The organism is Streptosporangium amethystogenes (assembly GCF_000721075.1).
GTDB classification, from domain to species: Bacteria; Actinomycetota; Actinomycetes; order Streptosporangiales; family Streptosporangiaceae; genus Streptosporangium; species Streptosporangium amethystogenes.
Genome location: NZ_JOEQ01000020.1, coordinates 113,610 through 140,517, shown reverse-complemented (window position 1 = coordinate 140,517; position 26,908 = coordinate 113,610). Strand labels below are relative to the sequence as shown.

Here is a 26,908-nt window from a genome sequence, read left to right as displayed (position 1 = left end):
CCGGCCGCCCCTCGAAGTACTCAACGAATCCCTTTCAACCCGAGCAGCCGCATAGGCTACGACCATAAGACGGCTGTCCGGAATCACCGAGGCACCTCAGTCGCGTAGGAGTGTGCCCCGCACACTTGATACAAACCCAGCCACCGGCAGGAGTCGTAGAACGATGTCTCCTCCGTCACCGTCTTGGCGAAAGCTTCCATGCTCGGTTTGGAGATCGTGAACCGCACCCAGAAGGGGGCGTCGACAACGATTGCGGCTAGGACTACCGCGAGGACGATCCAGGGGAGGAACCAGCGCCGTAGGCGGTCGGAGACCACGTCTGCGTCCTTGCGCCCTGCCAAGATGATGCGGACGATCCAGATCAGGACCAGTGGGACTATGACAAAGATGGTGAACAGGACCATCTCTATGGTGTACCGATAAGGGACGCTGGCCCAATACAGGAGTACGAGGGCTGCAGCCGAGACTGCGATCAGAAATGGCCATCCGGGCGGCTTGGTGATCACGGCGTCACCCTAGCGATCACATCTGTGATCCCGACAGGCCGGCCCTGACGGTCACTTGCTCCTGGGCAGGGTTGCCACCTCCGCTCTCACTGGCTGTGAAGCGAAAGACGCCCCGGCTGTGGCCGAGGCATCCGAGGCATGGATCTGCTTATGCGAGCGCGTCACCGAGACGCCTGAGGGCGTTGCGCTTGTCGTCGAGGGAGACGCGGGCGTAGATGGTCATGGTCACCTCGATGTCGCTGTGGCCGACAATGTCACGGACGACCTGGGGCGGGACGCCGAGGTTGAGCAGCAGCGTGACGCAGGTGTGGCGGAGGTCGTGAAAGCGTATCTCGCCGAGGCCGGCGGCCGTGCGGATCGTTCCCCAGCTTCGCCGGAGGTTGTCCGGCTCCATCGGGGTGCCACAGCGCGAGGGGAAGAGGAGGCTGTTCTCCTTCCACTCCTCCCAGCGGTCAGAGCGCTCCATGAACAGCGCCTTCCGGTGTTCCTTCAGGGCCTCTCCACACAGACCGGTGGCAGTGGGACCGTACGAGCCGTCTTGGGTTGGATGAACTGGAGGCGGCCGGCCTCGACGTCTCCGAGCGCCTCGCCGAGATCCACTCACGCTACGGCCCCGAGCATCTCGTCTCCCGCTCGATCACCGCGTCAACGCTGTGCGTCCTGGCCGCCGTCAAGGCGGTGGAGTCCGCGATGATCAGCTCGCATCGGGTTGGAAGTCCTTAAATCTGTCCATGTCACTAGCCACAAGGTCGAAGAAGCTGCGATGGCGCTCGACTCCCGGCAGCCACGCGGCCGCGAAGCACGCTTCCCATTCTCCCGCCGGGCTGATGACGTGCGGGTTGAGGAAGAAGTCGCCGTCGTCGAACTGTCCGATCAGGATGGAATCGGGGAGGTATTCGGGGCGGTAGAACACGGAATCCTGGTTGTCGCCGTAGACGAAGTAGTCCTCATCCGATGCACTGTCGATTGGGTAGAGGGGATTGGGGTCCGCCAGTTCGGCCAGCCATGGGGCAAGGGCTCGCACCCGCCCAATCTCGTGGACGGGCCGGAAGATGCCCTGCCCCCACCCGTTCGCGATGCGGAGGAAGGCGCGATAACTCGGCGGGAGGCGTATCCCGAGACGTTCCTCCTGCTCGGCGATGTCGGCCTCGCTTGCGCCTATCGCCGGGAATCCCGGTGCCTGCCCAAGAAGTTCACGCCATGCGTTGTCGGTGTCGCTCATGGCGGAGACCCTAGCGATCACATCTGACATGTCATCCGATGTGCGGCAGGTCAGTTCTGCGGCATGTCCTTGCAGGAGGTAGAAACCCTGATCGGGCCATTCCGCGACCGATCGAACAGTTGCTGCTGACTTACAGCCGACGGACGTCCGCCATGCGCAGGCGACCACCAATCTCTTGAAGCGTTAATGGTGATGGAGAGGCCGCGCGCGGCGGATCAAGGGTTACATCGGCTGTCGGCGGCTGAGTTCCTGGCGAGGAGAGCGTTCAGTGGGAGACTCCGCCATGGCATGCGGTGGGCGCCATGGCTGACGGCAACCCTGACGGCAACGTCCACCACCGCAGCCACACACAGGGCACCGCGGACATCCTTCTGCTCCCGGCTTCCAGTAGATGAGCAGGGTGATTGCCACGCCTGAAAAGCGGAAGGTCGGCGGTTCGACCCCGCCCCTGACCACCTCATCTGAACAGTACAAAAGCCCCGAGCCAACCACGGCCGGGGCGTTCTTCGTTGTACTTGACGGGAGGGACGCCCCGGAGGAGCTGGGCTCCGGGGCGTTGTTGATCGGTACGGTCTTCGTCAGGGCATGGCCGAGCTTGCCGAGGGCGCGGCGCTTGTCGTCGAGGGAGGCGTGAGCGTAGATCGTCACGGTGACCTCGATGTCGCTGTGTCCGACGATCTCTGACGATGGACACCCTAATCCAGCGCATGGTGATGGCTCGGCCGCTCCTCATGCGGTGGGCTGAGCGCGGCCGACGTGATTCGATGCCCGCTCCTGCGCAGGGGCGGGCACCGATGGATTGCAGCGAGTTCACGCGGTCTTGCGAAGACCGGCGAACTGCAGGCCGGTGAAGCCGGCGACCACTACCGCCTGTGCGATCACCAGTGCGGTGCCAAGGCCGGTCAGCGGGAACCAACCGGCGATGAGCAGTTCCGCGCTCGCGGCCACCCAAGCGATGTTGACAGCCATCACGACGCCCACGGCGACCTTGCTCACCGTAGGCCGCGAGGCGAGGAAGAACAGGGCGGCTGCCCAGGCGACCAGGAACGCACCGGTCGGGTAGAGGAAGGCGGAGGGGAGGCCGAACATCTCGCCGAAGATCGCCGCGGCGACGACGTAGACGACTCCATTGGCGCCCGAGCCCATCGCATCCAACTTGAGGGCGAAACGGAGCAGCTTTGCGTCAGCGGCGATCTTGACGGTGCTGGCGACGGTGGCCATTTCGGAGTCCCTTCGTAGTACTGACGTGCCTGTGACCACGAAGCTACGCAGGCCTGCACCAACCCGAATCAGTCATCGTGACGGTAGATTCCTGACCGTGTTGTACGGACGAGCCGGGGAACAAGCGGACATCGAACGGCTCCTGGCGGAGGCCAGGACCGGCCAGAGCGGGGCCCTGGTCATTCGAGGCCAGGCGGGGATCGGCAAGTCGGCGCTCCTGGACTACGCCGCCGGGCGAGCGGAGGGCATGCGAATGCTGCGCGGCGTCGGTATCGAATCCGAGGCCGAGTTGCCCTTCGCCGCACTTCACCTGCTCTTGCGCACTGGGCTCGACCGGATCCACGCACTGCCCGACGCGCAGGCCACGGCGCTCAACGGTGCCCTGGGCTTGGACGACATCGCTCCAGAAAGTCGGTTCCTGGTCGGGCTGGCCACGCTGAGCCTTCTCTCCGAGCTCGCAGGGGACGGCGCGCTGCTCTGCCTCATTGACGACGCGCAGTGGTTCGACCAGGCGTCCATCGACGCGCTGGTGTTCGCCGCCCGCCGCCTCGAGGCTGAAGGCGTTGCTATGATCTTCGCCGCCCGCACGGGTTTCCATGCCACAGGGCTGCCCGAGCTCCGGCTGGGCGGGCTGGACAGCGCAGCCGCCGCCGCCCTGCTCCCCGCCGACCTTCTACCGCAGGTGCGAGAGCGCCTCATCGAGGAGTCGGACGGCAACCCCCTGGCGCTCATCGAACTGCCCACCGCGCTCACCGCCGAACAGCGGGCGGGACGATTGTCACCGGTGGGTGCGATGCCCGTCGCCGATCGAGTCCAGGAGGCGTTCCAAACACAGATAGCCGCGCTTCCCGAGCCCGCGCGGATCGCGCTGCTGATCGCGGCGGCGGACGGCTCCGGTGAGCTTGAGACGGTGGTAGGTGCGGGTGCCCCCCTCCACGGCCTTGAGTCAGCCGAGCGGAGCCGGCTGATCGAGATCAGGGGAACGATCGTCGGTTTCCGCCATCCCCTGATCAGGGCGGCTGCCTATCAGAGTGCGCCGGTCACCCGGCGCCTTGCCGTACATCGAGCCCTTGCCGACGCCCTCACCAGCTCGGCTGCCATGGATGCGGCCGACCGGCGGGCGTGGCACCTGGCCGCCGCCGCGCTCGGCCCTGACGAGGACGTCGCACGGGAGTTGGAGGAAGCAGCGGAACGGGCACGTACCCGCAGCGGCCACGCCGCGATCGCGGCCGCTTACGAGCGGGCCGCCGAACTCACCGCCGATCCGGTACGACGATCCGGACGGCTGGCCGCTGCCGCGCTGGCAGCGAGCGACGCCGGCCTGATGGGCCGTGCCGCTGCGCTCGCTGACAGCGCCACGCCCGATGTGGACGACCCTGACGTGATCGCCGCGCTGATCCAGGTGCGCGCCCATCGCGAATTCGAGTTAGGCACACCGCTCGCGGCGGGCCGGATCATCATGGACGGCGTCTCTCGCGTGGCGGCCCACTCCTACGAGCGGGCCACCTGGCTGCTGGTGGAGGCCATCCGCTGCGCCTGGTTCGCCGGTGACGCGCGGCTGGCCGAAGAGGCGGCCGCGAGCCTCTGCGCGCTCCCCGAGGTCAACTCGCCGCTGGTCAGTGGGGCGCTCGGACTGACCCGCCTGCTAAGCGGTGACATTGGCGGTGGGATCAAGCTCATGGGCGAGGCGGTCGACGTACATGCGCTCGCCGGGCTGGGGGTGCCTGGACTGACCTTCACCGCCTCTCTGTGCTTCCCGCTGGGCCGTGCCGTCCTCTACGAGGAGATCACCGGCCAGGTCGTGGCGGACTGCCGGAAGAGCGGGATGATCGGCTGGCTCACATTCGCGCTCCAGGATCATGGTCTCGCGCAGGGGTGGCTCTGCCAGTATGGCGAGGCCAGGGCGGCCCTGAACGCAGGGCTGCGGCTGGCGGCGGATCTGGGTCACGAGCACCGGATCAGCCACATCACATGCTCTCTCGCTTGGGTGCTCGCTCACCAGGGGGATGTGGAGGAGTGTCGCGCGAACGCTGAGGAAGGCGTCGCGAGAGCCAACACCCAAGGACTGGTTCTTGCGGCAGCCATCGGGCGGTGGGCACTCGGCCTGCTCGAACTCGGCCTGGGTCGCCCGAACGCTGCTCTCCAGCAGCTGGAGGCCATCCCGTCGACGGGCATTGCCGTCCTCTCCGCCGCCGACCAGGTCGAGGCAGCCATCCGCAGCGGCCGGCCGGAGCGGACGAAGGAGCCGCTCGCCCGCTACCTGGCCTGGGCGCGGCACGTTCATCAGCCGTCGTCGGACGCGATCGCCCTGCGCTGCCGCGCCCTCGTCGAGGAGGACGAGGCACACTTCGTGCATGCCATACACCTCCATGAGAAAGACACTCAGCCGTATGAGCAGGCGAGGACGCAGCTCGCCTACGGCGAGTGGCTGCGACGGGCACGGCGGCGAGCAGATGCCCGCGCGCAGCTGCGCGACGCACTGGAGATCTTCGATCGGCTCGGTTCGGAGCTGTGGGCCGAGCGCGCCCGTGCGGAGTTGCGCGCGACCGGGGACGTGCCGGCGGCGCCGCGCAGGGCCGACGACCCGCTCAGCGTGCTCACCCCCCAGGAACGCCAAGTCGTACGGCTGGCGGCCAATGGCGCCTCCAACCGCGACATCGCCGCCCAGCTTTTCCTCAGCCCGCGGACCGTTGGCTACCACCTCTACAAGGCGTTTCCCAAGCTGGGTATCACCTCCCGAGCCCAATTGGCAGCCATCGCCCGGTCTTCGTCGGTGCTCGACTGATGTTCGCTCAGAAGTTGAAGCCGCGGTGCCTCGTACCGTTCGCGTGTGGTGGCGCGCTGTTCTCGCATGCGCATTACGGGCCCGAGAGACCGGCTCCGACGCCTCCTCGATGAAGGCGGGTGTGATCCTCGATCACGATCATTACGCCTCCAGTGCGAGATGCCGCCACGACCGCGCACTCGGGTTCCACGGCACGGGTTGGGCGTCGTTCATCGCCGTGGCGCGCTCTTCGTTTCCCAGGCCTTCCTAGCGGTCGCGACGGTGCCATTGACGGCAACGCTGACGGCAACGTCCACCACCAGAGGCGCACGCCGGACACCTTTAAGCACCCTCTACTCCCAGGCCGTCGAGGGCCAGCAGGGCGATTGCCACGCCTGAAAAGCGGAAGGTCGGCGGTTCGACCCCGCCCCTGACCACAGCAACTGAGCAGCACAAACGCCCCGAGTCGATCACGGCCCGGGGCTTTTTGATGTCTGGTGACAGCAACGTCTCTGCTGCTTCGAACCCCCAGGTTTTCGTGTCCTGGACGATCCCGCCCAAACGCAGGATCATGAGAACGTGAGCAGGACGGACAACACGATGCCGCTTCGCTTGCAGGAGCAGGATGGTCGCCGCTACAGGCACGATATGGGCGGCTCCTATTCGGGCATCGGTGAAGATGCCAATCTGGCGGAGCGCAAAGCCCGGCAGCGGGCACGACTCACATTGTTGCGCGGTGAGGAACCAGAACCGACCAGGCATCGCCATTGCGAAAAGTGGCGCTATTAACGAGGGCAGCAATGAAGCGTCCCGGAGATGACCTACGGGACGCTTCATCCATATACGTGCGATGTCAGCCGAGGGCATCGCCGAGCTTGCCCAGGGCGTTGCGCTTGTCGTCGAGGGAGACGTGGGTGTAGATGGTCATGGTCACCTCGATGTCGCTGTGGCCGACGATGTCGCGGACGACCTGGGGCGGTACGCCGAGGTTGAGCAGCAGAGTCACGCAGGTGTGACGAAGATCGTGAAAGCGCATGTCCCCGAGGCCGGCGGCCTTGCGGATCGCTCCCCAGCTTCGCCGGAGGTTATCCGGCCCCATCGGGGTACCGCGCCGAGACGGGAAGACCAGGCCGTGTTCCTCCCAGTCGTCCAAGCGGTCGGAGCGTTCGGCGAACTGCTGCTTGCGATGCGCCCGGAGCGCTTCCACGTGATCGGCCAGGCGCTGGAGGACCTGGAGCAGGTACTCGATACCAAGAACGCCTGCGAGCTGACCGGAACCTCACGGGCCACGCTGTATCGACGACGTCACCCCCGTCCCCGGCCCGCCGGTCCGCCGACGCCGCGGCCGGTCCCGCCCAACGCGCTGTCTCGCGATGAGCGTCACCGGGTACTGGAGACGCTCAACTCCTACCGGTTCGTCGACAAATCTCCGCCGCGGGTGTGGGTGACGCTGCTGGACGAGGGACTCTACCTGTGCTCGATCTCCACGATGTACCGGCTGCTGCGCGCCGAGGACGGCGTGCGCGAGCGCCGCCTACAACCACGAGCACCGCCGTTCGGGGATCGGCCTGCACACCCCGGTCTCGGTGCACCTCGGCACCGTGGCCGAGATCCGTACTCAGCGGGCCGTCACGCTGGAGGCCGCCTACCAGGCCAACCCTGACCGGTTCCGCAGGAGACCGGTCCCGCCCCGGATCCCGCCACAGTGTGGATCAACGACCCAGGTAAACGGGAGAAACAGGTACAGAACAACTGAAACAACCGTGTCTCACCGAGCTTGACAAGTTCCGAGTCGGCGATTGCCCTTGCCGGCGGATACACCTGACCTCGAACGACACCGGCTGAACCATCTGAAGGAAACATACGTTTGTGGGGCATGAGAATACGAATGACCCTGCTCGTGGCGCTGTTGTCCCTGACTGCGGCCTGCGGAGGTGCGGAATCGGATATGTCGGCGACCCAGGCTGACGATGGGCCGACGAAGCGGGTTGCATTGTGGGGTGCCGAAGGCGGCTTCGTGACCGCGACCATGAACGTGCTGCGTCCGCCGAGGGCGGTGCTGTACAGCGACGGCCTGGTGATCGTTGACGCGAGCAAGCAGCTGAAGCTCACCGATGCCGAGACGGGCGAGACGGTCGCGTCGATGGAGACGTACCTGACCGGGCAACCGCCGACCGCGGAGCCCAAGCCGGGCGCGCCGATGGTGACGGACGTGCCGACCACCGTCCTCGGGGTACGGGGGAAGGACGGAAAGATGCTGGAGGTCCGGGCCCCGGCTCTGGACCAGGTCGCGGACTTCTACCCGAAGGAGCTCTCGGAGGCGAAGAAGCTGATGGACGGCTTGGCGACCCGGGCCGCCGCCGCGGGCACCGACTACGTCGCCACCCGCGTCCGCATGGTCGCCGAAGGGGCCGCCTCGGCGGAGGGCAAGCCGGCGCCGTGGCCCGCAGGGGTCCCGGAGCCTTCGGGAATGGTGGACCCGATTTGGCAGAAGGACATCGAGGGGGCGGCGGTGAGTGCGATCATCAAGGCGGTTCCTGCTGGGCAGGAACACGGCCGGTCACTCTTCAAGACCAGTTCGGGTGCACTCTTCGTGCTCTCCTGGCGGTACCTGTTGCCTGACGAATAGCAAACGGGAGCTCACGGCTACTCCATCAAGTCGTCGTCCGCCAGACGCACAAACCATGATGATCAGCAGACCGAATACGATCTGGATCGACCAAGGCGCTTGGGACGGCCACGATCACAGCGTGGATCATGTCACCACCGACGTGCTTCAGGCCATGGAGATTCTGCACAGCGAGCGGTGATCGAGCGGCCATGCCGTAGCCCGGCGAGGAGTGCCGTACAGCAGCCTCGTGCAGCAACACCGTCTTACGCGATCACATCCCATCGCACCGCATCCACCGCCTGACCAGGGCGCGGTTCCTCCGACCTGGCACCTGCGGTTCACTCGTAATGAAGGGGTCGCATATCGGATGAGGGGGTCAGACGTCTGGTAGGAGGCGATCGAATCTATCGGGCCTGTTGGCGGCCGATACTAGGCTTTAGATCATGAAGCGTCTGATTGTCGCGGTGCTGGTGGTCGGCGGCCTTGCTGGTGCTGTCGCCGTCGTAGGCGCCCTGGGGGCCGGCAGTTTCGTGGTGGATCGCCTGGGCTTGTTGTTGATGCCCCGCTCGCCGTTTCCCCGCTGTACCGACGATGACAAGCGGCTTGCTTCGGCTCTCGTAGTGCTCAGCATCCTTGATGCCCGTCCGGTTGAGGCGAAGCCGGACGGGAAACGTCTCGGGGGGTGCAATGACGATGACCGGCTCGCATATGCCGAGCAGTCCTACCGGCTTTCAGCATCGCGTGCCGATGTGCCGTCCTTCTACCGCGAGGCTGCGATCAAGGACGGCTGGAAGTCGGCGCCGGTGCCAAAGCAGGAGGAGAGTGCAACGCAGGTCTGCCTCACTAAGGTCATCGACAGCCGGAATGTCTATCTGTCGGTGGGGTACTCCGACAGGCCGGAAGAGAAGGACAGTGATGACTACTTCTTGCAGGTCAGTTCTGGCCCCAGCGGGAGCAATCTGTGCTGATGCCTGGGAGGGGTGTTCGGCCGGTCTCGGTTCTGGAACGTGAGGGTTGACGACAACGGTAACGACAACGCCGGTCACCACCCTCTGACCTCGTGTTCGTTGAGCGGAGCAGGGTGATCGCTCTGTCTGAAAAGCGGAAGGTCGGCGGTTCGACCCCGCCCCTGACCACAGCAACTGAACAGCGCGAACGCCACCTCCACCTCGTGAACCGCGACGTTGGCCGGTTCGAACTCATGTTGTAGTCGTCGCGCCCCTTTTCCAACCGCCCGGCGACCTCACGAGCCCGCGCCCATCAGTCATGCTGCCAGGCGAAGTACGGCGTCGGCTCCCGGCCTCGCTGAGTCGGTGTACCCCCTACCGTCGAGGCGGTGTCTCAGCTCACGGCCTTCTTGACGAGGGTGATGATCGTGTTCGCGGCTTCGTCGCTCAACTCGGTCACAGCAAAGGACGTGGGCCACAGGCCGCTGTCATCAGCGAGGTTTGCCTCGGCGGTGAAGCCGAAGGTTGAGTAGGGCTCTTTGTCCATATTTCCGCTACGGAAGAAGCATACGACCTTCCCTTTTCTGGCGTAGGCCGGCTGTCCGTACCACAGCTTCGGCGACAGCTCTGGGGCGTTGGTGGTGACAATGGCGTGGATGCGTTCGGCCATTGCGCGGTTCGACGGCTCCATCTCTGCGATCTTCGACAGCACATCGAGTTCCTCGGCGGCTGCCTTGTTGCCACGACCGCGGTTTGCCTCCTTCTTCAGTTCCGCGGCGCGCTCCTTCATAGCAGTACGCTCTTCCTCGGAGAAACCATCCGTGCTTTTCTTGGTCTCCGCGCTGATGTCCGCGCTCACCGCTGTCACTCTCCTCGTCGTCATCGCTGTGAAGTGGTTGTGACGCTAGCCGTGCTGCGAAGCCGGCGCTTCTCGATTCTTGATCGATGCTCGCCCGGTGCTTCTGGGACACACCCTGTCGCACGGGCCCACACTGCTGGCTGTCGCCCGCGCGGCAGGCGAGGTGGAACGATGGTGCGTATGGGGCTCGGGCATGCAAAGGCGCAACGGTTGCATGACATCGCCGTGATCCGTCGTGTCCGAGACCGGATCGATCGTGAGTACGCCAAGCCGTTGAACCTCAAGGCGCTGGCCGATGGGGCGCACATGTCGGTCGGGCACCTGAGCCGAGAGTTCCGTCGCATCTACGGCGAGTCTCCGTACTCGTATCTGATGACCCGGCGGATCGAACGGGCGATGACGCTGCTGCGCCGCGGAGACCTCAGCGTCACTGAAGTGTGTTTCGAGGTGGGTTTCTCCTCACTGGGCACGTTCAGCACGAGGTTCACCGAACTGGTCGGCGTGCCGCCGAGCGTCTACCGTCGTGACCATTCCCAGGCCGCGGCGGGTATTCCGCCGTGTCTGAGCAAGCAGGTGACCAGACCGGTCAAGAATCGAGAAGCCCGCGCCCGGTAGTCATGCGTAGCGTGCCAGGCATGAACGTCACCATTCAGCACACCTTCCTCCCGCACACCGACCCCGAGGCCGCTCTAGGTTTCTATCGCGACATCCTGGGCTTCGAGGTCCGGGCCGATGCCGGCTACGAAGACATGCGCTGGATCACCGTCGGCCCGGTCGGACAGCCCGGCACCTCCATCGTGTTGCACCCGCCGGCGGCCGATCCGGGCATCACGGACGAGGAGCGCCGCACCGTCTTGGAACTCATCACCAAGGGCGTCTACACCGCCGTCACGCTGGCCACCGACGACCTCGAAGGACTTTTCGACCGTCTCCAGGCCGCAGGTGCCGATGTGGTCCAGGAACCCATCGACCAGGACTACGGAGTCCGTGACTGCGCCTTCCGTGATCCCGCCGGCAACCTCATCCGCATAACCAGCGCACCTGCCTGAGCCGGCCCGCACGACTCTCACATGGCATCCAGGGCGTTCTACGAGACGCTGGGCATGAGCGTCAACCACGACTACGGCGACAGGTTCCTCGACTTCGCCATCGCCGACGGCGTGTGTCGGCTGGGCCTGCTGCCACGCAAAGCTCTCGCCAAGGACGCCGGCGTCGACGAGCACGGCGACGGCTTCTCGGCGCTCGTCCTCACCCACATCGCCGCTTCCCGTGACGACGTCGACGCTCTTCTCACCGCCGCGGACTCTGCCGGCGGCCGGGTCACCGCCGCAGCGGCCCGAACCGACCGGGGTGATTACGCCGGGCACTGCACCGACCCCGACGGCTACCACTGGAGAATCACCACACCCGGCTGACCGCGACTGGTCGCTCGGCGGCCGGGATCCGGTAGGCGCGAGCTGCGCGCCCACCCGATCGCCATGGCCTTGGTGTACCCCGCAAGGCTGGGCACCGCGCTACGACAGGCGGGGCCGGGCCGAGAAGGTCAAGGAGATTGGTCAATTCATCAGGTGGGGTTCCCGGTGAACGACGTGGTGTGGTCGGTGACCCACTGGCGGAAGGTTCGCGCCGGCCTTCCGAGGAGGTCGGACACCGTCGAGGTGACGTATGCCGGGCGTCCCATCGTGGCGTTCCACGCCGCCAGGAGCATGTTCACGGCCGGGCGCGAGGTTTCTGGGGTCTCGCGCCGGAACTCGTCGGGCGGCAGTTCCTCGAACGTTAGCCGGCGGCCCAGCGCGTCTCCGATGATGCGTATCTGTTCGGCCTGAGTGAGTGACTCGGGGCCGGTCAGGACGTAGTCGCCGCCGGCGTGTCCGTCCTCGCGCAGGGTCCGCGCGATGACCGCGGCCACGTCTCGATCGTCGACCGGGGCTGTCTCGGCCGCGCCATACGGCCACCGGACCACGCCTTCGCCACGGATCGCGGCGGACCACCAGAACAGGGCGTTCGACGCGAACATCCCCGGCCGGACGATCGTCGAGTCGAGTCCGGTGGCCGCGATGAGCCGCTCGATCTCGGCGTGCAGCGCCGCCATCGGGTTCGGTTGCTGGAAGAACGGGTGCGGGGTCCGGTGCGGTGCGGACAGATAGACGACCCGCTGTGCGTGGGCGGCCAGCCGGTCGACGACGGCCGCGGCGGTCGGCGGCGGGGCGGTCCAGACCAGGAAGACCGTACTGATGGAGTGCAGTGCGGCGTCGAGCGATTCGGGCACCGTGAGATCGCCGGTGACGATCTCGACGTTGGTGGGCAGTGTCGCCGCCGACTCGGAGCGGCGCACGAGGGCACGGACCGGCACGCCCGCATCGGTCAGCAGGTCGACCACGGCGCGGCCGATGCGTCCGGTCGCCCCGGTGACGAGCACCGGAGACTCTCCTGCGGGTGTCATGGCAGCCTCGCCGTCGTCGACGGAGTGCGGCGGGTGTCTGTCTGTTCCATGGTCGCCATTTTTTCGTTACTGAGTTAAAAACGCAACCCGGTAACTAATGTTACCCTAATAAGGTGAGCGAGCCGGTCGGGCTGCGGGCCCGCAAGAAGGTACGAACCCGGGACGCGATCGCTGATGCGGCGATCTCGCTGTTCCTGGCGCGCGGTTTCGACCAGGTATCGGTGTCCGACATCGCCGCGATGGCTGAGGTGTCGAAACCGACGCTGTTCCGCTACTTCGCCACCAAGGAAGACCTGATTCTGCACCGCTTCGCGGACCACAACGGTGAGGCTGCACGCGTGGTCCGCGACCGTCGGTCCGACATCGCGCCGATGACGGCGCTGCACCGGCATTTCCGGGCCGGCCTCGATCGCTTCGAGCCGGTCACCGGCCTCAACGATCACCCCGAGGTGGTGGCGTTTCATCGGCTGGTGTTCACCACCCCAAGCCTGGCGGGACGGCTCCTGCAGTACATGCTCGACGATGAGGACGCGTTGGCCGCCGTCCTCGACCCGGGTGTCCGGGGCCGACTGCAAGCCGCCCAGGTGATCGCGGTTCAACGCGTACTGGCCCGGACCAACTGGCAGAAGATCGCCGACGGGCGGGCCGCACACGATGTGCAACCCGAGGCGGTCGCCGACGCAGACCATGCCTTCGCCCAACTGTGCCGCGCAGCGGGCAACTCCTAGCCCGCTGCGCCCGCGCACTCCGGCCGGCGCCGCCGAGTGTTGACGCTCACCCTGATTCCCCTGGCCTGGGTTCATGGCTCATGTAACGGGACTGGCTTCGGGGGCTTGGTGGGACATGAATGGATTTGTTGGAAGGGTGGCTGTCCGGGTGCGGGGCCGCCGGATTCGCGGATTTCGGGTGTCCAGTCCTCGATGTCGTCGGGCCAGGGTGTGGGCGGCCGTTGTCGTCCCAGAAGCCGGTCTCGGCGTCGGCGGCGTGCAGGGCGGCGTTGGGTTCTTCGCGTTCGGCTCGCCTGGGGATGCTGGAGCCAGGTGTCGGATTGGTCATGCCGTCGTCTCTCCAGGGGCGGCTGTCGTGCCGCGAGGCGTCGACCGGGCCGGCACTTTGGGTCGTTTGTTCGGCCGGTAGGAGGGGCCGTTCATGAAGACCTGGTGGCTGGTGTTGATGAGCCGGTCGAGCAGCGATTCGGCGACGACGGGGTTGGGGAACAGCGGATACCAGTCATGGGGTTCGCGATGATCGCGATGGAGCGGCCTTCGGCGATGCGCTGGGAGATCAGTTCGTAGAGGTCGTCGGCCTGGCCAGGGGGGAACTCGCGCATCGCGAAGTCGTCGAGGATGAGCGGGTCGGCTTTGACGTGTGCGGCCAGGAGTTTGTCGAAGGTGCGGTTGGCTCCCGCCTTGATGCCGAAGGCGTCTTCGTCGAGGCGCTGGAAGACGACGAACTCGTGACCGTCGAGATCCTGGGTCGCCTTCCCTCCAGTGGATGCACAAATGCCTGCTCCTACATCCTGAGGGCCAACAGGGCGGGCAGCGGTTCTCAGTCGAAGCCGGCGTGCGGTGCGCTGGTGCCCTGTGGCACGCGGAGCGGACCGGACGCGCCGGGACGGACGTCGAAGTCGAAGATCGCGGTTGGCAGGTAGACGGTGGCGCAGGAGTTGGGGATGTCCACCACCCCCGACAGCCGGCCCTCGATCGGCGCGGCGCCGAGCAGCAGATATGCCTGCTCGGGGCTGTAGCCGAACGCCGTCAGGTAGTCGATCGCGTGCAGGCAGGCACGCTGGTAGGCCAGCTGCGAGTCAAGATAGCGCTGCTCGCCGTCCAGGGTGACGGACACTCCGGAGAAGGCGAGCCACTCGCTGTACTGAGGGCCGGTGCGGCCCGGCATGAAGATGGCGTTCTCGCCGACGCGGTACGTTTGCATGCCATCCTTGATGACCTCGACCCGCAGGTCGATGAAGCCGCCCATCTCGATGGCACCGCAGAAGGTGATCTCGCCGTCGCCCTGAGAGAAGTGCAGGTCGCCGACGGACAGGTTCGCGCCGGGTACGTACACCGGGTAGAACACGCGGGAGCCCCGGGTGAGGTTCTTGATGTCCTGGTTGCCGCCGTTCTCTCGCGGTGGCGCGGTGCGGGCCGCCTCGGCCGCGATCCGGTCGAACTCGGATGGGGAGACAGAGCCGAGGACGGCGTCCCGGGGCTCAGGAGGCAGGGCCAGCGGTGGCACTCTCTGCGGGGCCGTGGCTATCAGCGCCGATTCCCGCGCGTTCCATTTCGACAGCAGCGCCGCCGACGGCGCGGTGCCCATGAGCCCAGGGTGGGTGATGCCGGTGAACGACACCGCTGGGATATGACGTGATGTGGCAGTCTGGCCGGAGAAGTCCCAGATCGCCTTGTAGGCGTCGGGGAACTGCTCGGTGAGGAACCCGCCGCCGTTCTTGGTGGGGAAGATCCCGGTGTAACCCCAGCCCTGGCCGGCCAGCGGGCCGCTGTCCTCCTGGGGGATGGGCCCCAGGTCGAGGATGTCCACGACCAGTAGGTCGCCCGGCTCGGCCCCTTCGACCGCGAACGGGCCGCTGAGCGCGTGCACCGTCGTCAACGGGGCGTCACGGATGTCCTCGGCGGAGTCGTCGTTGTGGATCGCACCGTCGAACCACTCCCGGCAGTGGACCCGGAAGCTGTCGCCGGGTTTGACCCATGCCACCGGCGGGATCGCGGGGTGCCAACGGTTGTGACCGATCTTGACCTGGTCGGTGAACTTCCTCTTCGAGTCGAGCGGGAAAATCAACTCTGGCACGGCTGGATTCCTTTCGGCGCTGCGAGACGGTCACGGCCGCGGCAGGCGGCTGGTAGCGGGATGGGCGACCGCCGCGCCTCCGGTACGGCGCTGCGGCAGGGACGTGACGACTTCGGGCTCGAAGGCGCTGCGCTCCGCGCGCTGCAACCGGGTGGATATGGCGGCCGGAGTACGCGCGAGCATCGGCGCTGAGAAAGCCCGGACCGAGGCCGCGCCGCAGTCTGGACACGGCACCGCAGCGGGTGCGGTGCCGATCGGAAAGGTGATCTCAATCTCAGAGCAGCACGGGCATCGATAGACATATACCGCCATAGCGCGCGCCCTTCGAGTGAATCCGAAATGGTTTTCCCCGGTCGTGACCCTCCCTGCCGACGTGATCTCAGGAAATGGGCTCAGAGTCGGATGTATCCGCAATTTAACGTATGAATGCAATGTAATCCATCTCGCTTTCGCCAACTTGCTCGCACAATAAGGTAGATTGCTTAGTTTGCGGGCGTAAATAAGAGGAAATATACCTTTGTTTGCAATACGTGAACCGTGTGGCTTTTTGTCGACCGTGCTCTCCTGGAGCGGGCGCCTCAGGCTCAGACGCTCCTCGTGAGGTGAGTGGTTATGGAGCCTCCAGTGCTCGGCTGTCGCGACGGATGGATCACCTCGTCGGGTGCCGCCGCGAGGCCCTGGACGGACTGTCACAGCTGTGGTCCCGGGATCATCTCCACGGGATCCTGTTCCTGGGCAAGCCGGCCGAGTTGCCGGCCTTCGGCTGTGCGGAGCCGGCCGCAGGCATCGTCGACAAGCCAGGCCGGCTGCCCTGATCGGGTGTGACGGGTGTGGAGGCGACATCGGTGCCGGCCGATGCCCATGCCGTCCGGCGCCGCCTTCACCGTCGGTTGTCGCTTCAAGACGTGACAGCCGACGACAGCGGTGACGACAACGTCAGCCATCACGAACGTATGGCGACGGCCCTACAACACCCTCTGACCTTGTGTCGGCCGAGCGGAGCAGGGCGATCGCTCCCTCTCTGAAAAGCGGAAGGTCGGCGGTTCGCCCCCCGCCCTGACCACAACAGCTGAGCAGCACAAACGCTCCGAACGATTATCGTTCGGGGCTTTTGATTTTCAGTGATAGCAACGGTCCCCCTTCCTGGCGATGATGACGCCCGAAAGCAACGCCACGAGGGGAAGCCGCGGTCAGGGTGGTTCGTCACCGTGTCGCTGCTTTGACGACCGATTACTGGACGGCCATCCGGCGACAACGCTGGGGACGCCGACCTCGGCCCCGCGTTTTGATGATCACTACCGCATCACGCGATCGGCTCGCCGATGTTCAGGCTCTTCAGACACGATGGCCGGTCAGCCGGTGCCCGATGGGCCGCCTGGGGAGATCAGTCCGGTTTCGTAGGCCAGCACGACGGCCTGGACACGGTCGCGGAGGCCGAGTTTGGACAGAATGCGGGCGACGTGGGTTTTCACCGTCGTCGTGCTGAGAGTCAGCCGGTCGGCGAGTTCGGCGTTGCTCAGGCCGGTGGCGAGCAGGCGTAGCACTTCCAGTTCTCGTGGCGTCAGTTCGGACAGATCGCGGTGGAGATCGGCCTTCGCCTCGTCTCGGGGTGCGAAACGCTCGATGAGGCGGCGCGTGATGGTCGGTGCGAGCAGGGCGTCGCCGGAGCGCACCAGACGTACCGCGGCCACCAGGTGCTCGGGGCTGACGTCTTTGAGCAGGAAGCCACTGGCGCCGGCGGTGAGGGCGGCGTAGACGTAGTGGTCGAGATCGTAAGTGGTCAGGATGACGACGCGGGTCTCGTTCGCTCCACTGCTCATGATCTGGCGGGTGGCTTCGATGCCGCCCATCCGCGGCATCCGGATGTCCATGAGGACGACGTCCGGCCTGGTGCTCCGTACGGCGGCGACCGCTTCGGTCCCGTCGGCCGCCTCCGCCGCGACCTCGATGCCGTCGGCGGAGAGGATCATCCGAAACCCGGTGCGGACCAGCGCCTGGTCGTCGGCGATGACCGCGCGTAGTGGCCCGCTCATGCGGTGGTCCACGGAATGCGGGCCGTGATCCGATACCCGCCCCCGGCCCTGGGCCCGGCGACCAGGCTTCCGCCGTAGACGGCCAGCCGTTCACGGAGCCCGATCAGCCCACGGCCGTTGCCGGCCCGCGACTGGGGGCCCGGCGCGCCGCCGGTGTCGGTGACCTCGATCTCCAGCTGGTCGCCGCGTTGGCCGATCGCGACGGACGCCGCCGCGCCGACCGCGTGCTTCATCGTGTTGGTCAGAGCCTCCTGCACGACGCGGTAGACAGTGAGGCCGATCCCGTCGGGCAGGGGGCTCAGCGGCGAGAGTGCGACGTCCACCGACACCCCCGCGGCGCGTACCCGCTCGATGAGGCCGTCGAGTTGGTCGAGTCCGGGTTGCGGTTCGAACCCGTCGTCCCGGCTGTCCACGCGCTCGCCTTCCGGTCCGGCAAGCAGTCCCATGACGTTGCGCAGTTCGGCCATGGCGGCTCGACCGCTGCTTTCGATCGCGAGCAGTGCCTGCTTGGACAGTTCCGGCTCGGCGTCCATCACCTTGCGCGCCGCGCCCGCCTGGATCACCATCACACTCACATTGTGGGTCACCACATCGTGGAGTTCGGCGGCGATCCGGGAACGCTCGGCCTCGACCGCCTTCCGCATGGCGTCCTCCTGGGCCTGCTGAAGTTCGGTGAGCCGATCCCTGCTCCGTCGCAAGAACCGGATGATGCCTGCGCAGACCCCGGCGCTCAGCAGGATGACGTAAGGTCCCAGCCAACTGGGGAGACTGGGGAGACCGGAGGCGAGGTCTCGGTCCACGGCACCGGCGAGCACGGCCGCGAGCAGGAGGCCGGCTACTGCGGGCACCCGGTTGCGACTGTGGGCGATGGCACTGTAGCCGGCGATCGCGCAGGTCAGCACGTTGATCCACGTCTCGCCGCCGTTCATGGCCAGCGTCGCGGACACCACCACCCAGAAGGTGGTGAGCGGATACCTGCGCCGGGCCGCCAGCGGCAAGGCGGTCAGTACCACCAGGAGCACGGGCGGCTCGTACCCATCGGAGACGGCGTCGTGCGGCGGGTTGATCCGCACAGGGGTGAGCGGCTGGACGCCGATGCTCGCGTCCGGCAACACCGGAGGGGATGGAGCCTCTGGAGGGGGTGGAGCCTCTGGAAGGGGTGGAGCCGCCGAAGAAGGCCGCAGTTGCAGCAACTCGATCAGAGGGTGCGACTGCACGTCGACGCGATGAACCTGGCCTGGGAGTCCCCCCGCCGCCGTCAGCGCGGTGACGGTCAGGAAGATCGCGAGCAGTACGTCGGCGGCGAGAGCCCTGTGCGATGGACGGGCGGTTCGTGGTTCCGACCGCAATATGTCCTGCACATACCGCCGCCAAACCCGTCGTTCGTCTGCTGCCACCGGTGCATTGTCGCGTTCGCGTGATCCGCCGCACATCGGCCGCAGGGACCACGGTGGTGTCCGCTGGGAGTACATCGCAGGGATGACACCGTGGGCGGGTCGTTCCCCGGAGGTATCCGATATAGGTACGACGGCCGACGCGCGTGGACATCAGCCGCTTCTAGCCTCTTCCCTGCCATCGGGCCGCCGCGGGACCTCCCGCCTAATCGGCCGTTTCGATCGGAAGGGCGGACACGTTCATGGGTCATATGACAGAGCCGGTGGCCACGGGCAGGCGGTACGGCGGCGTGGGTGCCCCGGCGCGCACCGCCGGGGCCATCAAGCGGGGCATCTTCCGGCACGGCGGTGTGGTCGCCGCAGGGCTGCTCGCCTTCGTGGCGACCACACCTACCACATCGACCACGTTGGCCGCGTCCGCGCAGTCCGCGCCCGCCTCGTCCGGCCTTTCGCCGACCTCGAGCAGTACGCCCTACCTGCCCAAGCCGACCGGCTCGCATCCGGTCGGCACCACGTCCCTGTACCTGAAAGACACCTCCCGCCCCGACCCCTGGGTCCCTTCGGTGAAAGCCCGGGAACTCATGGTCTCCCTGTGGTATCCGGCCACGTCGCCGGGCCGTAAGCGGGCCCCGTACATGACCCCCAAGGAATCCGAGCTCCTGCTGAAGAGCGGGGAGATCACCAGCGTGCCGGCGGACACGCTGAGCAAGACGCGGACCAGTGCCTTCACCGACGCCAACCCGGCAGGGCGCAAGCACGGTCTACCCCTCGTCGTGCTCTCCCCCGGCCACACCAAGCCCCGGACCGAACTCACGGCGCTGGCCGAGGATCTGGCCAGCCGAGGCTATGCGGTGGCCGCGATCGACCACACCTACGAGAACGTCGCCACCACCTTCCCCGACGGACGGGTGGCCACCTGTGTCACCTGCGAGATCAAGAAGAATCCGGCGTGGTGGGAGAAGCTGGCGAAGAGCCGGGCGGCCGACGTCTCCTTCGTGCTCGACCAGTTGACCGGGCCGCACTCGAAGTGGAAGGGCGCCCGCCTGATCGACACGTCCAGGATCGCGATGGCCGGCCACTCCGCCGGAGGAGCGAGCACTGTCGCGGCCATGCTCAAGGACTCCCGGATACGCGCCGGCATCAACATCGACGGCACTACGGAGCTCCGGATCCCGGACAGCGGGCTGGCGCGGCCGTTCCTGTTCCTGGGCAAGCCGGCCACCTACACCCCTGGGGAGGGAGGGGCGGCCGCCGGCTGGGAGCGCGACTGGAAGCAGCTGAACGGCTGGAAGCGCTGGCTCCTGGTGACCGGGGCGGAGCACACGTCCTTCACCGACCTGGGCGTGCTGGCCGACCAACTCGGCATCGACCTCGGCGCAGACATAGCCGGTATCCGCGCCATGGACATCACCCGCAGGTACGTCGCGGCCTTCTTCGATCTGCACCTACGCAAGAAATCCCAACCCCTGCTGGACAAGCCGTCGGCCCGCTACTCCGAGGTCAAGCACTGCTCGCCGGAGACGAAAACCTGCCAGTAGGGCGCTCGGTGGGGTTCGTGGATGCGATGCCAGAAGTCCGGTCTCGGCTGGACTCTCCCACTGTGGGAGGCCTCATGCTACTACCAGTGGTTGATCATGAAGGTGTCAGGGATGGGGAGAGCGACGCATGACCATCGTGAAGGACGTCGAGGCCCGTGGCATGCATCACTGCGAGACGACGGCGCTGGGGGTGCTGTTGCGGCATGAGGGACTTGATCTGTCCGAGCCCATGCTGTTCGGGCTGGGTTCGGGCCTGTCCTTCATCTATTGGGACAGCAAGGGCATGGCGTTCCCCTTTCTCGGAGGCCGTGTCAAGCCTTTCGACCTCACCAGGAACCTGGCCGCCAGGCTGGGGCTGACGTTAACGGCCAAGGAGACCACCTCACCGCGCAGGGCGTGGGAGAACGTGGCCGCCTCCATCGACGCCGGTCGGCCGGTCGGCCTTCAGCTCGACTGCTACCACCTGGACTATTTCCGCTCCAAGGTGCACTTCGGCGGTCATGTCGTCGCCATGTACGGCTACGACGAGCACGAGGCCTACCTTGTGGACACCGACCAGCAGGGAGGAGCGGTGCGCACCAGCCGGTCCGGCCTCGCCATGGCGCGGGCCGAACGCGGCCCGATGACCGCCAGGAACCGGTCCTTCACCATCACCCTGCCGGCTCACCCGCTTTCCTGGCAGGACCAGATCATCCCCGCCATCAAAGACTGCGCCGGCGCCTTCCTCGCCGCTCCCATCGCGAACCTGGGCCACCGCGGCATCGAGAAAGCCGGCAGACAGGTGCCCGGATGGCTGCTACGCGTCGGCGAGCCGCAGCAGGACCTGCCGCAGGCCGCTCTCCTCATGGAAAAGGGCGGCACCGGCGGTGCCCTGTTTCGCGCCCTCTATCGCGACTTCCTCGACGAGTGCACCCGGCTGATCGACAACGGCAACCTCCGCGCCGGTCACAGGCTGTACGTCGAGGCCGCCGTCCTGTGGACGGATGTGTCCACCTTGATCACGAAGGCTGGAGAGAGCGGCGACGCGGGGTGTCTTGAGCGGGCCGGCGTCATCCTCCACGATCTTTCGCGCATCGAGAAGGACGCCATGCAGGCGCTGCGTCAGTTGTAGCTCAAAGGAAAAGCCGGCCTTCCTCCCCGTGATAGGCAAGTGACAACTTGCCTATCACCGTGCCTGTGGCCTGTTCAAGGCTGTCGGCGACGCGACGCATCATCCTGGACGAGTTGACCGACAAGGACGGTCAGACGCTGTTCGAGATCTGCGGCCGTCGGATCCATCGTCTGTGATCCCGCGGATCGGATCCTGCCCTCCGGTCAGTCTCGCATGGAGAGCAGCGCCTCCCGCGCTGCGGCTGGTGCCTCCTCCTCGGAGGCTCCGGTGTGCAGAGCGGCCCTGGCGAACTCCTCGGCCGCCGCGGCGAGTTGGAGACGGAACTGGTCGGCGGCCGTGCCGGTGATGACGGTCGCTCGGCCGCGGCGTAGCTCCACCAGCCCCTCGTCGCGTAGCTGCTGGTAACCCCGCAGGACGGTGTGCAGGTTGATGCCGAGGGTGGCGGCCACGCCGCGCGCAGAGGGGAGCCGGTCTCCGGGGGCGGCCATGCCGTTGGCCGGCGCGGCGCGTACGGAGCCCGCCACCTGGTCGGCGAGCGATTGGGCCGATGAGGGGTCGACTGTGATCAGCACTACGCCGTTCCTGTCTGTCGTTCCCTGGTCAGCTATCCGTTGACCAGCGCGGCCGCCGTCTCCGCTTCGCGCGTGGAGTAGACGAACCTCCGGTCGTCACTGAGCGAGAGGGCGAGCACCGGCCCCCGCCGATGTCATAGCCGAGACGTTCGCGACTCGGTCTAAAGGTTCGCAGGGACTTCACCGGGTCGGCTGAGATCACCCTCGGCCGGGAAGGCCGTCCTCTGCCAGTGGCCGGGGGATGGTGTGAGAGTCGCAGGGTTTTCGAATGTGCGCTTGAAGTCGGGGCACTCTACGAGCGGTTCGTGCATGCACGTCGAGGCATGGTGGAGACCGTCGCGCATCCGAGTGAGCCGGGCGATGTCTTCTTCCAACTCCCGCGCCTTCTCCGCCATCCGTGCACGCAGCTTGGTGTCGTCGGGTGTGGCTACCAGAAATCTGGCGATCTCCGCGATCGTGAATCCAGAGCTGCGGGCGCAGGCGATGAATGCGAGGCGCTTGAGAATGTCGGGCTGGTAGGCGCGGCGCAGGCCGTTGCGACCCGCGGAGGCAATGAGGCCTCTCTTCTCATAGAACCGCAGCGCCGAAGGCGCCAGCCCGGAACGCTCGGCCACTTCGGCGATGTCCAGCAGCGACTCGACCATCATGCCCCCTTGACTTGAACCGCGCTTCAAGTCACAGACTAGCCGCCATGAACATCCATCACCTCAACTGCGGGTCCGTACGGCAGATCGAGGCCACCTACGACGGCCCGGCTCCCGCCCACGCCGTCAACCACTGTCTGCTGGTCGAGACCGACTCTGACGGCCTGGTCCTCGTCGAGACCGGTCTCGGCCTCGACGACATCCGCAACCCAGGCGACACCCTCGGCTCCGACTGGGTCGAGATGGCTCAGCCCGTACTGGCCGAGGAGGAGACCGCCGTTCGCCAGGTCGCCCGGCTGGGATATTCGCCCGACGATGTACACCACATCATCGTGACCCACCTCGACGTGGACCATTGCGGTGGCCTCCCCGACTTCCCGGACGCCCAGGTCCATGTCCTTGCCGCCGAACTTGAAGCAGCGATCACCGAGGCGCCCAGCTTCCGCTACCGCCCGGCACACTGGGCACACGGCCCGAAGTGGGTTTCCTATACCCCCGAGCCGGGCGAGGACTGGTTCGGGTTCACCTCCGTCCAGCTGAAGGGCCTGCCACCGGAGATCCGGCTGGTCCCACTCGGCGGTCATACCGCCGGCCACACCGGAGTCGCTGTGCGCGAAAGTGATCGCTGGCTCCTGCACTGCGGTGACGCCTACTACTACCACCGGGAACTCGACCAAAATCCGCATCCGCACCCCATTCTCGACTTCGTGCAGACCAGCTCGGAAGTCCACCACGACCTCCGACTCGGCACTCAGGCCCGGCTGCGCGAACTCGTCCGCGACCACGGCGATGAGGTCTCGCTCATCAGTGCTCACGATCCGTGGGAGTTGGCCCGCTACCGTTGATCCCGGGCGACCACAGCACGGCAGTGGATCGGCTAATACATGATCTCTCACGGGGACCTTCGCAGTTGGTCCTACGTCACCGCGCCGGATGGTTCAGGGAGATCCCCGAAGGGAGAGAAGACGGCATCGGTGCCGTTGAGAGCAGTGGACGACCATCGGGCACTCCCCCTCTGACGGACTTCATCGCTTCCCGGAAAACCCGCAGAATACCGGCGTGCTCCGGCTATAAAGTGCGCTCGTGGACAATCTTGAGAGTCTCGTCATCGCCAGGCGGCTTCGGGTTCCCGTCGACGCTCCCGATGGTTCCACGCCGGGCTGGGGGGAGGCGGCCGCCCGTCAGCTCGACGCCGCGCTGTTGAGCGTCGGCTTCAAGTGTTCGGCGGCTCTGCTCGAACACCTGACGAGGCTGCCCGGCGAGACCGTGTTGGATCTCGGCGTACGGGTCCTGGCCACCGTCCGCGGCCTGGTGGGCGACCATGTCCAGCACAACGCCTACTTCGTCGACTTTCCCGCGAACGTGCCTGACACCCTGGAGTTCTGGGCCGGTCTGCTGCGTGAGGCCCTGCTCGACCCGGTCGCCGCCGCACGCGTCCAGCCGCCGACGCTCGACCTGCTGACCCTGCCGGGCTATGGCCGCTACCAGCACACCTATGCCGACCTGCTGGCCGCCCACGCCGAGCTGATCCCGCTGGCCACCGACCGGGTGACCATGCTTGAGCTGGGCGGGAGTCTGGAATCGGAGGCGCGTGAGCTCTACTTCTCGCTGGCGGGCTCCGAGGTGCCGCCGGCCGCCGAGGACCTGGCGGCGCTGCGTCTCCTGGCGTCGTTCTGCGCTGACCAGCCGGAGCGCATCCCCATGCGGGAGAACCGCGCGGTCATCAACGAGGTGCGGCTGGCCGCAGGTCGCCCGCTGCTCGTTGACACGGTGACCGACGTGCTCCGGCTCGCCTGTGGCTGCTCCGGCGGCGACGTCACGCTGGCCACCCCCACCAGGATCCGCTCGTTCCGGCGCGCCGAGCGCCGAGCCCTGCTGCAGGCCCTGGACACCGTCGCCTCCCCGGCCAAGCTCGGTGACGTGCCACGTCATCGGGAGCAGTGGAAGCGGCTCGGCGAGCGGCTGCATCCCCACGAGTACCCGCAGTTCCCACGGGCCGCCGGCGTCTTCGAGGTGGCCAGGGGCGTGCGTAAGGCCGCCGGCTTCGACAGCCGCGTCGAGGCCGCCCTGTCGGCGGGCCGTACCTCCGACGCCGTCGAACTGCTGGGGAAGGCGCCCGGTGCGCTGCTGCGCCGCCTCGACCACCTGCTGCGGATCGGCCTTTCCGCGTCGACCGTGCTGGACGCCGCGGAAAGCGCCGTGGCGGCCGCCTCCGGCCGCCTCCTGCTGTCCCTGCGCGAGCACCTCCAGAACCGGCTCGCCCCCGCCTCCGGCCGCGTCTTCGTCAACCGGCACGGCAGGGCATGGGCGACCCCCGACTCCCGCTCGCCGCTTGAGGCGGAGGTCCTGTCGCGGGCGCTCGCCATCCTGGACGAGGAGATCGTCCGCCGCCTCCCCGATCCCGGCGAACTGATCGTCGACCCCGACGTGCTCGACGTCGCCCTGCCGCTCTCGGGCAAGGCCGTCTCACCCGGGCTCGGCATGCTGCCCCGCGGCTCGCTTTCGACGGTGGACGGGGAGTTGCTGAGGTTCTTCGTCCACTGGCGGCAGGCCGAGCGGCGCACCGACTACGACCTGTCCGCGCTCATGCTCGACGCCTCCTACGACAATGCGACGCACATCTCGTGGACGAACTACGGCAACGGCTTCGCCGAGTACTCCGGCGACCTCACCGAGGCGTCCCAGGGCGCGTCGGAGTTCATCAACATCCGTCTCGCCGACGCGACTCAGCCGATCATCATTCCGCAGGTCGACATCTACGCCGGAGAGCCGTTCGACGAGGCTGCCGAGGCGTTCTTCGGCTATATGACCAGGGACGCCGCGCAGGAAGGCAGGCCGTTCGAGCCGCGTACCGTGCGCATGAAGTCCGACCTGCGAGGGGCGGGCCGGATCGCCCTGCCGCTTGTCTTCTTCCGTGATGACAACGGTGAATGGCGGGTGAAATGGCTGCACCTCTATCTGAAGGGGCATCCCCGTTTCAACCAGGTGGAGGGCAATCGGGTCTCCGTCTCGTTGCTGACGCGTTCGATCATGGAACGCGACTATCTGCGAGTCCGATACCTGGCCGACCTGCTGGGTAGGAAAGGCTCATCGGCGGAGCACACCACCTACATCGGACTGGCGGCGCCGGCCGACCTGCCGCCGGGCTCGCGGGTGTACACGCCCGGGACGCTGCACGAACTGATTCCCGCCTGATACCGTGGAGATCGCGAGGCCATGGAAGGGCTTCCTTCTCACACCGATTTGGATCCTAGCCTTCCCGCTTTCCTCGCATTCTGGTCGTGAGGCCATCTGAGAGCTTCCTTCTAACCTGGTTCAATTCCAGGTGGCCCCCAGTGGGTCTACTGGCATATCTAGCCCTTGGGCCTTCCTCACGACCAGTCCGCCGCAAAACACCACTGAGGAAAGCGTTCCACGACCCGGTACAAGACCAAGGTGACGGCGATGGTGGAACAACGCACCGGAGCACGCCTCGACAGGGAATGGCTCGATCGATCTCTGCCGGCCCCATGTCTCGACTGGCCACTCACCGAAGGTATCCAGTGAGCGGCAGCCGGTTGACGAACAGCGGCCCGGCATGGTGCTTGTAGTCGGTCGGGTTGATCCCGGCGGCCCGGGCCCGGGCTCGGGCGTGGGCAGGCCGACCGCGGTGAGGACCTTGGGGCGCCGTAGCGGTCCTGGCTGATCGCGTACATCGCCCGGGTGTCAGCCCTTGGCGGCCTTGGCAAGGCCGTCGAGCCAGGCCTGGTGCCCGTTGAGCATCGGGTTGGGTGTCTGACGGGCCAGCGCGGCGGCGGGCTTGCCGATCTGCGACTCCTGGGTGAGGATCCGGACCCGGTCGCCCGGCAGGTCCTCCAGTAGCCAGGCGTGCAGCACGTCGAGTTGCTCCTCCGGGGGGCCGTCCTGCCTGGCGGTCCACGACAACCGCGCGGTCTTACCCTCGGTGGGCGGTTCGAACTCCACCACCTGAGCGTCCAGCGGCGGGAAGCCGAAGGTGGCGAAGCTGAAGCGGGTGCCGTCGGCCAACTCGGGCCCGTCGCCGTCGGGGAAGGTGATGTCGGAGACGTTGTCGTAGTACGTCGTCCACTTGGAGGTGTCCACGAGGTACGGCCAGACCTGCGCGACACCGATGCCCCTGACGATGATCTCGTTGGACACGAAGTTGTCGGTGGTGCCGGGAAGGTACTTGTCCGGCCAGTTGATCGCACTCTGCGATGCCATGATCGCGATCCCTTTCA

29 protein-coding genes and 2 tRNA genes are annotated in these 26,908 nt (G+C 66.6%); 17 read left to right on the top strand and 14 right to left on the bottom strand.

The features are described 5' to 3' along the window. Positions 1-83 precede the first annotated feature (83 nt). Together IG98_RS0126605 and IG98_RS45330 are read right to left on the bottom strand one after the other, a co-directional pair. Positions 84-506: a hypothetical protein gene (locus IG98_RS0126605; protein ID WP_030917721.1), complete on the bottom strand. Its 423-nt coding sequence runs from the start codon at positions 504-506 to the stop codon at positions 84-86. Positions 507-654: 148 nt separating this feature from the next. After that, positions 655-972 carry a tyrosine-type recombinase/integrase gene (locus tag IG98_RS45330; protein WP_030917719.1) on the bottom strand — a complete coding sequence of 106 codons (318 nt, stop codon included), beginning with the start codon at positions 970-972 and terminating at the stop codon, positions 655-657. Positions 973-1,049: 77 nt separating this feature from the next. Here IG98_RS45330 and IG98_RS47355 point away from each other — a divergent pair, with 77 nt between their 5' ends. Further along, the gene (locus IG98_RS47355; protein ID WP_030917716.1) at positions 1,050-1,229 is read left to right on the top strand and encodes a hypothetical protein; all 180 of its coding nucleotides are present in this window, start codon (positions 1,050-1,052) and stop codon (positions 1,227-1,229) included. Here IG98_RS47355 and IG98_RS0126590 read toward each other — a convergent pair. After that, complete coding sequence (locus tag IG98_RS0126590; protein ID WP_169750184.1) at positions 1,201-1,728, bottom strand: SMI1/KNR4 family protein; 528 nt, start codon at positions 1,726-1,728, stop codon at positions 1,201-1,203. The genes IG98_RS47355 and IG98_RS0126590 overlap by 29 nt on opposite strands. Positions 1,729-2,115: 387 nt before the next feature. On the opposite strand from IG98_RS0126590, the gene IG98_RS50860 reads away from it, so the two are divergent. Further along, a tRNA-Phe gene (locus tag IG98_RS50860) sits at positions 2,116-2,183 on the top strand. Between the two features lie 355 nt (positions 2,184-2,538). Here the strand turns inward: IG98_RS50860 and IG98_RS0126580 are convergent. Next, the gene (locus IG98_RS0126580) at positions 2,539-2,949 is read right to left on the bottom strand and encodes a hypothetical protein (protein WP_051752945.1); all 411 of its coding nucleotides are present in this window, start codon (positions 2,947-2,949) and stop codon (positions 2,539-2,541) included. Positions 2,950-3,046: 97 nt separating this feature from the next. On the opposite strand from IG98_RS0126580, the gene IG98_RS0126575 reads away from it, so the two are divergent. Then, entirely contained in the window at positions 3,047-5,734 is a 2,688-nt protein-coding gene (locus IG98_RS0126575) for a helix-turn-helix transcriptional regulator (protein ID WP_051752943.1), read from the top strand. Positions 5,735-6,055: 321 nt separating this feature from the next. Here IG98_RS0126575 and IG98_RS0126570 read toward each other — a convergent pair whose 3' ends face one another. Together IG98_RS0126570 and IG98_RS0126565 are read right to left on the bottom strand one after the other, a co-directional pair. Next, positions 6,056-6,481 (bottom strand): hypothetical protein, encoded by a 426-nt coding sequence (locus IG98_RS0126570; protein WP_157594529.1) that lies wholly within the window; start codon positions 6,479-6,481, stop codon positions 6,056-6,058. Positions 6,482-6,566: 85 nt separating this feature from the next. Then, entirely contained in the window at positions 6,567-6,812 is a 246-nt protein-coding gene (locus tag IG98_RS0126565; RefSeq protein ID WP_425428094.1) for a tyrosine-type recombinase/integrase, read from the bottom strand. Positions 6,813-6,845: 33 nt separating this feature from the next. Between IG98_RS0126565 and IG98_RS50855 the strand changes: the two genes are divergently transcribed. The 4 genes from IG98_RS50855 to IG98_RS50850 all read left to right on the top strand — a co-directional run bounded on the left by IG98_RS50855 (position 6,846) and on the right by IG98_RS50850 (position 9,460). Then, positions 6,846-7,376: a hypothetical protein gene (locus IG98_RS50855; RefSeq protein ID WP_245651725.1), complete on the top strand. Its 531-nt coding sequence runs from the start codon at positions 6,846-6,848 to the stop codon at positions 7,374-7,376. A gap of 225 nt (positions 7,377-7,601) precedes the next feature. Further along, positions 7,602-8,342: a hypothetical protein gene (locus IG98_RS0126560; protein ID WP_030917695.1), complete on the top strand. Its 741-nt coding sequence runs from the start codon at positions 7,602-7,604 to the stop codon at positions 8,340-8,342. A gap of 425 nt (positions 8,343-8,767) precedes the next feature. Beyond that, entirely contained in the window at positions 8,768-9,292 is a 525-nt protein-coding gene (locus tag IG98_RS47350) for a hypothetical protein (RefSeq protein WP_051752941.1), read from the top strand. A 102-nt stretch (positions 9,293-9,394) separates the two neighbouring features. Further along, a tRNA-Phe gene (locus IG98_RS50850) sits at positions 9,395-9,460 on the top strand. Between the two features lie 205 nt (positions 9,461-9,665). On the opposite strand, the gene IG98_RS0126545 is transcribed toward IG98_RS50850, so the two are convergent. After that, positions 9,666-10,130: a DUF1801 domain-containing protein gene (locus tag IG98_RS0126545; RefSeq protein ID WP_342666845.1), complete on the bottom strand. Its 465-nt coding sequence runs from the start codon at positions 10,128-10,130 to the stop codon at positions 9,666-9,668. Positions 10,131-10,310: 180 nt separating this feature from the next. On the opposite strand from IG98_RS0126545, the gene IG98_RS0126540 reads away from it, so the two are divergent. Genes IG98_RS0126540 through IG98_RS0126530 form a run of 3 tightly spaced genes read left to right on the top strand, consistent with a single transcriptional unit; the run spans position 10,311 to position 11,545 of the window. Further along, entirely contained in the window at positions 10,311-10,745 is a 435-nt protein-coding gene (locus IG98_RS0126540) for a helix-turn-helix transcriptional regulator (protein ID WP_030917686.1), read from the top strand. A gap of 20 nt (positions 10,746-10,765) precedes the next feature. Continuing rightward, the gene (locus IG98_RS0126535; RefSeq protein ID WP_030917683.1) at positions 10,766-11,179 is read left to right on the top strand and encodes a VOC family protein; all 414 of its coding nucleotides are present in this window, start codon (positions 10,766-10,768) and stop codon (positions 11,177-11,179) included. Between the two features lie 21 nt (positions 11,180-11,200). Continuing rightward, complete coding sequence (locus tag IG98_RS0126530) at positions 11,201-11,545, top strand: VOC family protein (RefSeq protein ID WP_051752939.1); 345 nt, start codon at positions 11,201-11,203, stop codon at positions 11,543-11,545. Positions 11,546-11,694: 149 nt separating this feature from the next. On the opposite strand, the gene IG98_RS0126525 is transcribed toward IG98_RS0126530, so the two are convergent. Then, positions 11,695-12,573 carry an NAD(P)H-binding protein gene (locus IG98_RS0126525; protein ID WP_030917676.1) on the bottom strand — a complete coding sequence of 293 codons (879 nt, stop codon included), beginning with the start codon at positions 12,571-12,573 and terminating at the stop codon, positions 11,695-11,697. A 113-nt stretch (positions 12,574-12,686) separates the two neighbouring features. On the opposite strand from IG98_RS0126525, the gene IG98_RS0126520 reads away from it, so the two are divergent. Together IG98_RS0126520 and IG98_RS54370 are read left to right on the top strand one after the other, a co-directional pair. Then, a complete protein-coding gene (locus IG98_RS0126520; RefSeq protein WP_030917674.1) occupies positions 12,687-13,301 on the top strand; it encodes a TetR/AcrR family transcriptional regulator in 615 nt (204 codons plus the stop codon). Between the two features lie 432 nt (positions 13,302-13,733). Continuing rightward, a complete protein-coding gene (locus IG98_RS54370; protein WP_281178528.1) occupies positions 13,734-13,868 on the top strand; it encodes a hypothetical protein in 135 nt (44 codons plus the stop codon). 253 nt (positions 13,869-14,121) lie between these two features. On the opposite strand, the gene fmdA is transcribed toward IG98_RS54370, so the two are convergent. Then, complete coding sequence (gene fmdA, locus IG98_RS0126510; RefSeq protein ID WP_030917671.1) at positions 14,122-15,378, bottom strand: formamidase; 1,257 nt, start codon at positions 15,376-15,378, stop codon at positions 14,122-14,124. Positions 15,379-16,022: 644 nt separating this feature from the next. On the opposite strand from fmdA, the gene IG98_RS50845 reads away from it, so the two are divergent. Further along, positions 16,023-16,193 carry a hypothetical protein gene (locus tag IG98_RS50845; RefSeq protein ID WP_157594528.1) on the top strand — a complete coding sequence of 57 codons (171 nt, stop codon included), beginning with the start codon at positions 16,023-16,025 and terminating at the stop codon, positions 16,191-16,193. A gap of 537 nt (positions 16,194-16,730) precedes the next feature. On the opposite strand, the gene IG98_RS0126500 is transcribed toward IG98_RS50845, so the two are convergent. After that, positions 16,731-17,411 (bottom strand): response regulator, encoded by a 681-nt coding sequence (locus IG98_RS0126500; RefSeq protein WP_030917668.1) that lies wholly within the window; start codon positions 17,409-17,411, stop codon positions 16,731-16,733. Further along, positions 17,408-18,523: a sensor histidine kinase gene (locus IG98_RS45325; protein WP_245651719.1), complete on the bottom strand. Its 1,116-nt coding sequence runs from the start codon at positions 18,521-18,523 to the stop codon at positions 17,408-17,410. The genes IG98_RS0126500 and IG98_RS45325 overlap by 4 nt, the downstream gene beginning before the upstream one ends. Before the next feature lie 533 nt (positions 18,524-19,056). Here IG98_RS45325 and IG98_RS0126490 point away from each other — a divergent pair. Both IG98_RS0126490 and IG98_RS0126485 read left to right on the top strand, forming a co-directional pair. Further along, positions 19,057-20,343 (top strand): alpha/beta hydrolase family protein, encoded by a 1,287-nt coding sequence (locus tag IG98_RS0126490; protein ID WP_157594527.1) that lies wholly within the window; start codon positions 19,057-19,059, stop codon positions 20,341-20,343. A 127-nt stretch (positions 20,344-20,470) separates the two neighbouring features. After that, entirely contained in the window at positions 20,471-21,454 is a 984-nt protein-coding gene (locus tag IG98_RS0126485; protein WP_030917658.1) for a BtrH N-terminal domain-containing protein, read from the top strand. 203 nt (positions 21,455-21,657) lie between these two features. Here IG98_RS0126485 and IG98_RS0126475 read toward each other — a convergent pair whose 3' ends face one another. Further along, the gene (locus IG98_RS0126475) at positions 21,658-22,026 is read right to left on the bottom strand and encodes a GntR family transcriptional regulator (RefSeq protein ID WP_030917655.1); all 369 of its coding nucleotides are present in this window, start codon (positions 22,024-22,026) and stop codon (positions 21,658-21,660) included. Between the two features lie 161 nt (positions 22,027-22,187). Continuing rightward, the gene (locus IG98_RS0126465; protein WP_245651718.1) at positions 22,188-22,673 is read right to left on the bottom strand and encodes a MerR family transcriptional regulator; all 486 of its coding nucleotides are present in this window, start codon (positions 22,671-22,673) and stop codon (positions 22,188-22,190) included. Positions 22,674-22,717: 44 nt separating this feature from the next. On the opposite strand from IG98_RS0126465, the gene IG98_RS0126460 reads away from it, so the two are divergent. Both IG98_RS0126460 and IG98_RS0126455 read left to right on the top strand, forming a co-directional pair. Continuing rightward, positions 22,718-23,515: an MBL fold metallo-hydrolase gene (locus IG98_RS0126460; protein WP_030917650.1), complete on the top strand. Its 798-nt coding sequence runs from the start codon at positions 22,718-22,720 to the stop codon at positions 23,513-23,515. A 238-nt stretch (positions 23,516-23,753) separates the two neighbouring features. After that, a complete protein-coding gene (locus IG98_RS0126455) occupies positions 23,754-25,865 on the top strand; it encodes a TerD family protein (RefSeq protein WP_030917647.1) in 2,112 nt (703 codons plus the stop codon). Between the two features lie 510 nt (positions 25,866-26,375). On the opposite strand, the gene IG98_RS0126450 is transcribed toward IG98_RS0126455, so the two are convergent. Next, positions 26,376-26,891, bottom strand: a complete 516-nt coding sequence (locus IG98_RS0126450) for an SRPBCC family protein (protein WP_030917646.1) — start codon at positions 26,889-26,891, stop codon at positions 26,376-26,378. Positions 26,892-26,908 lie beyond the last annotated feature (17 nt).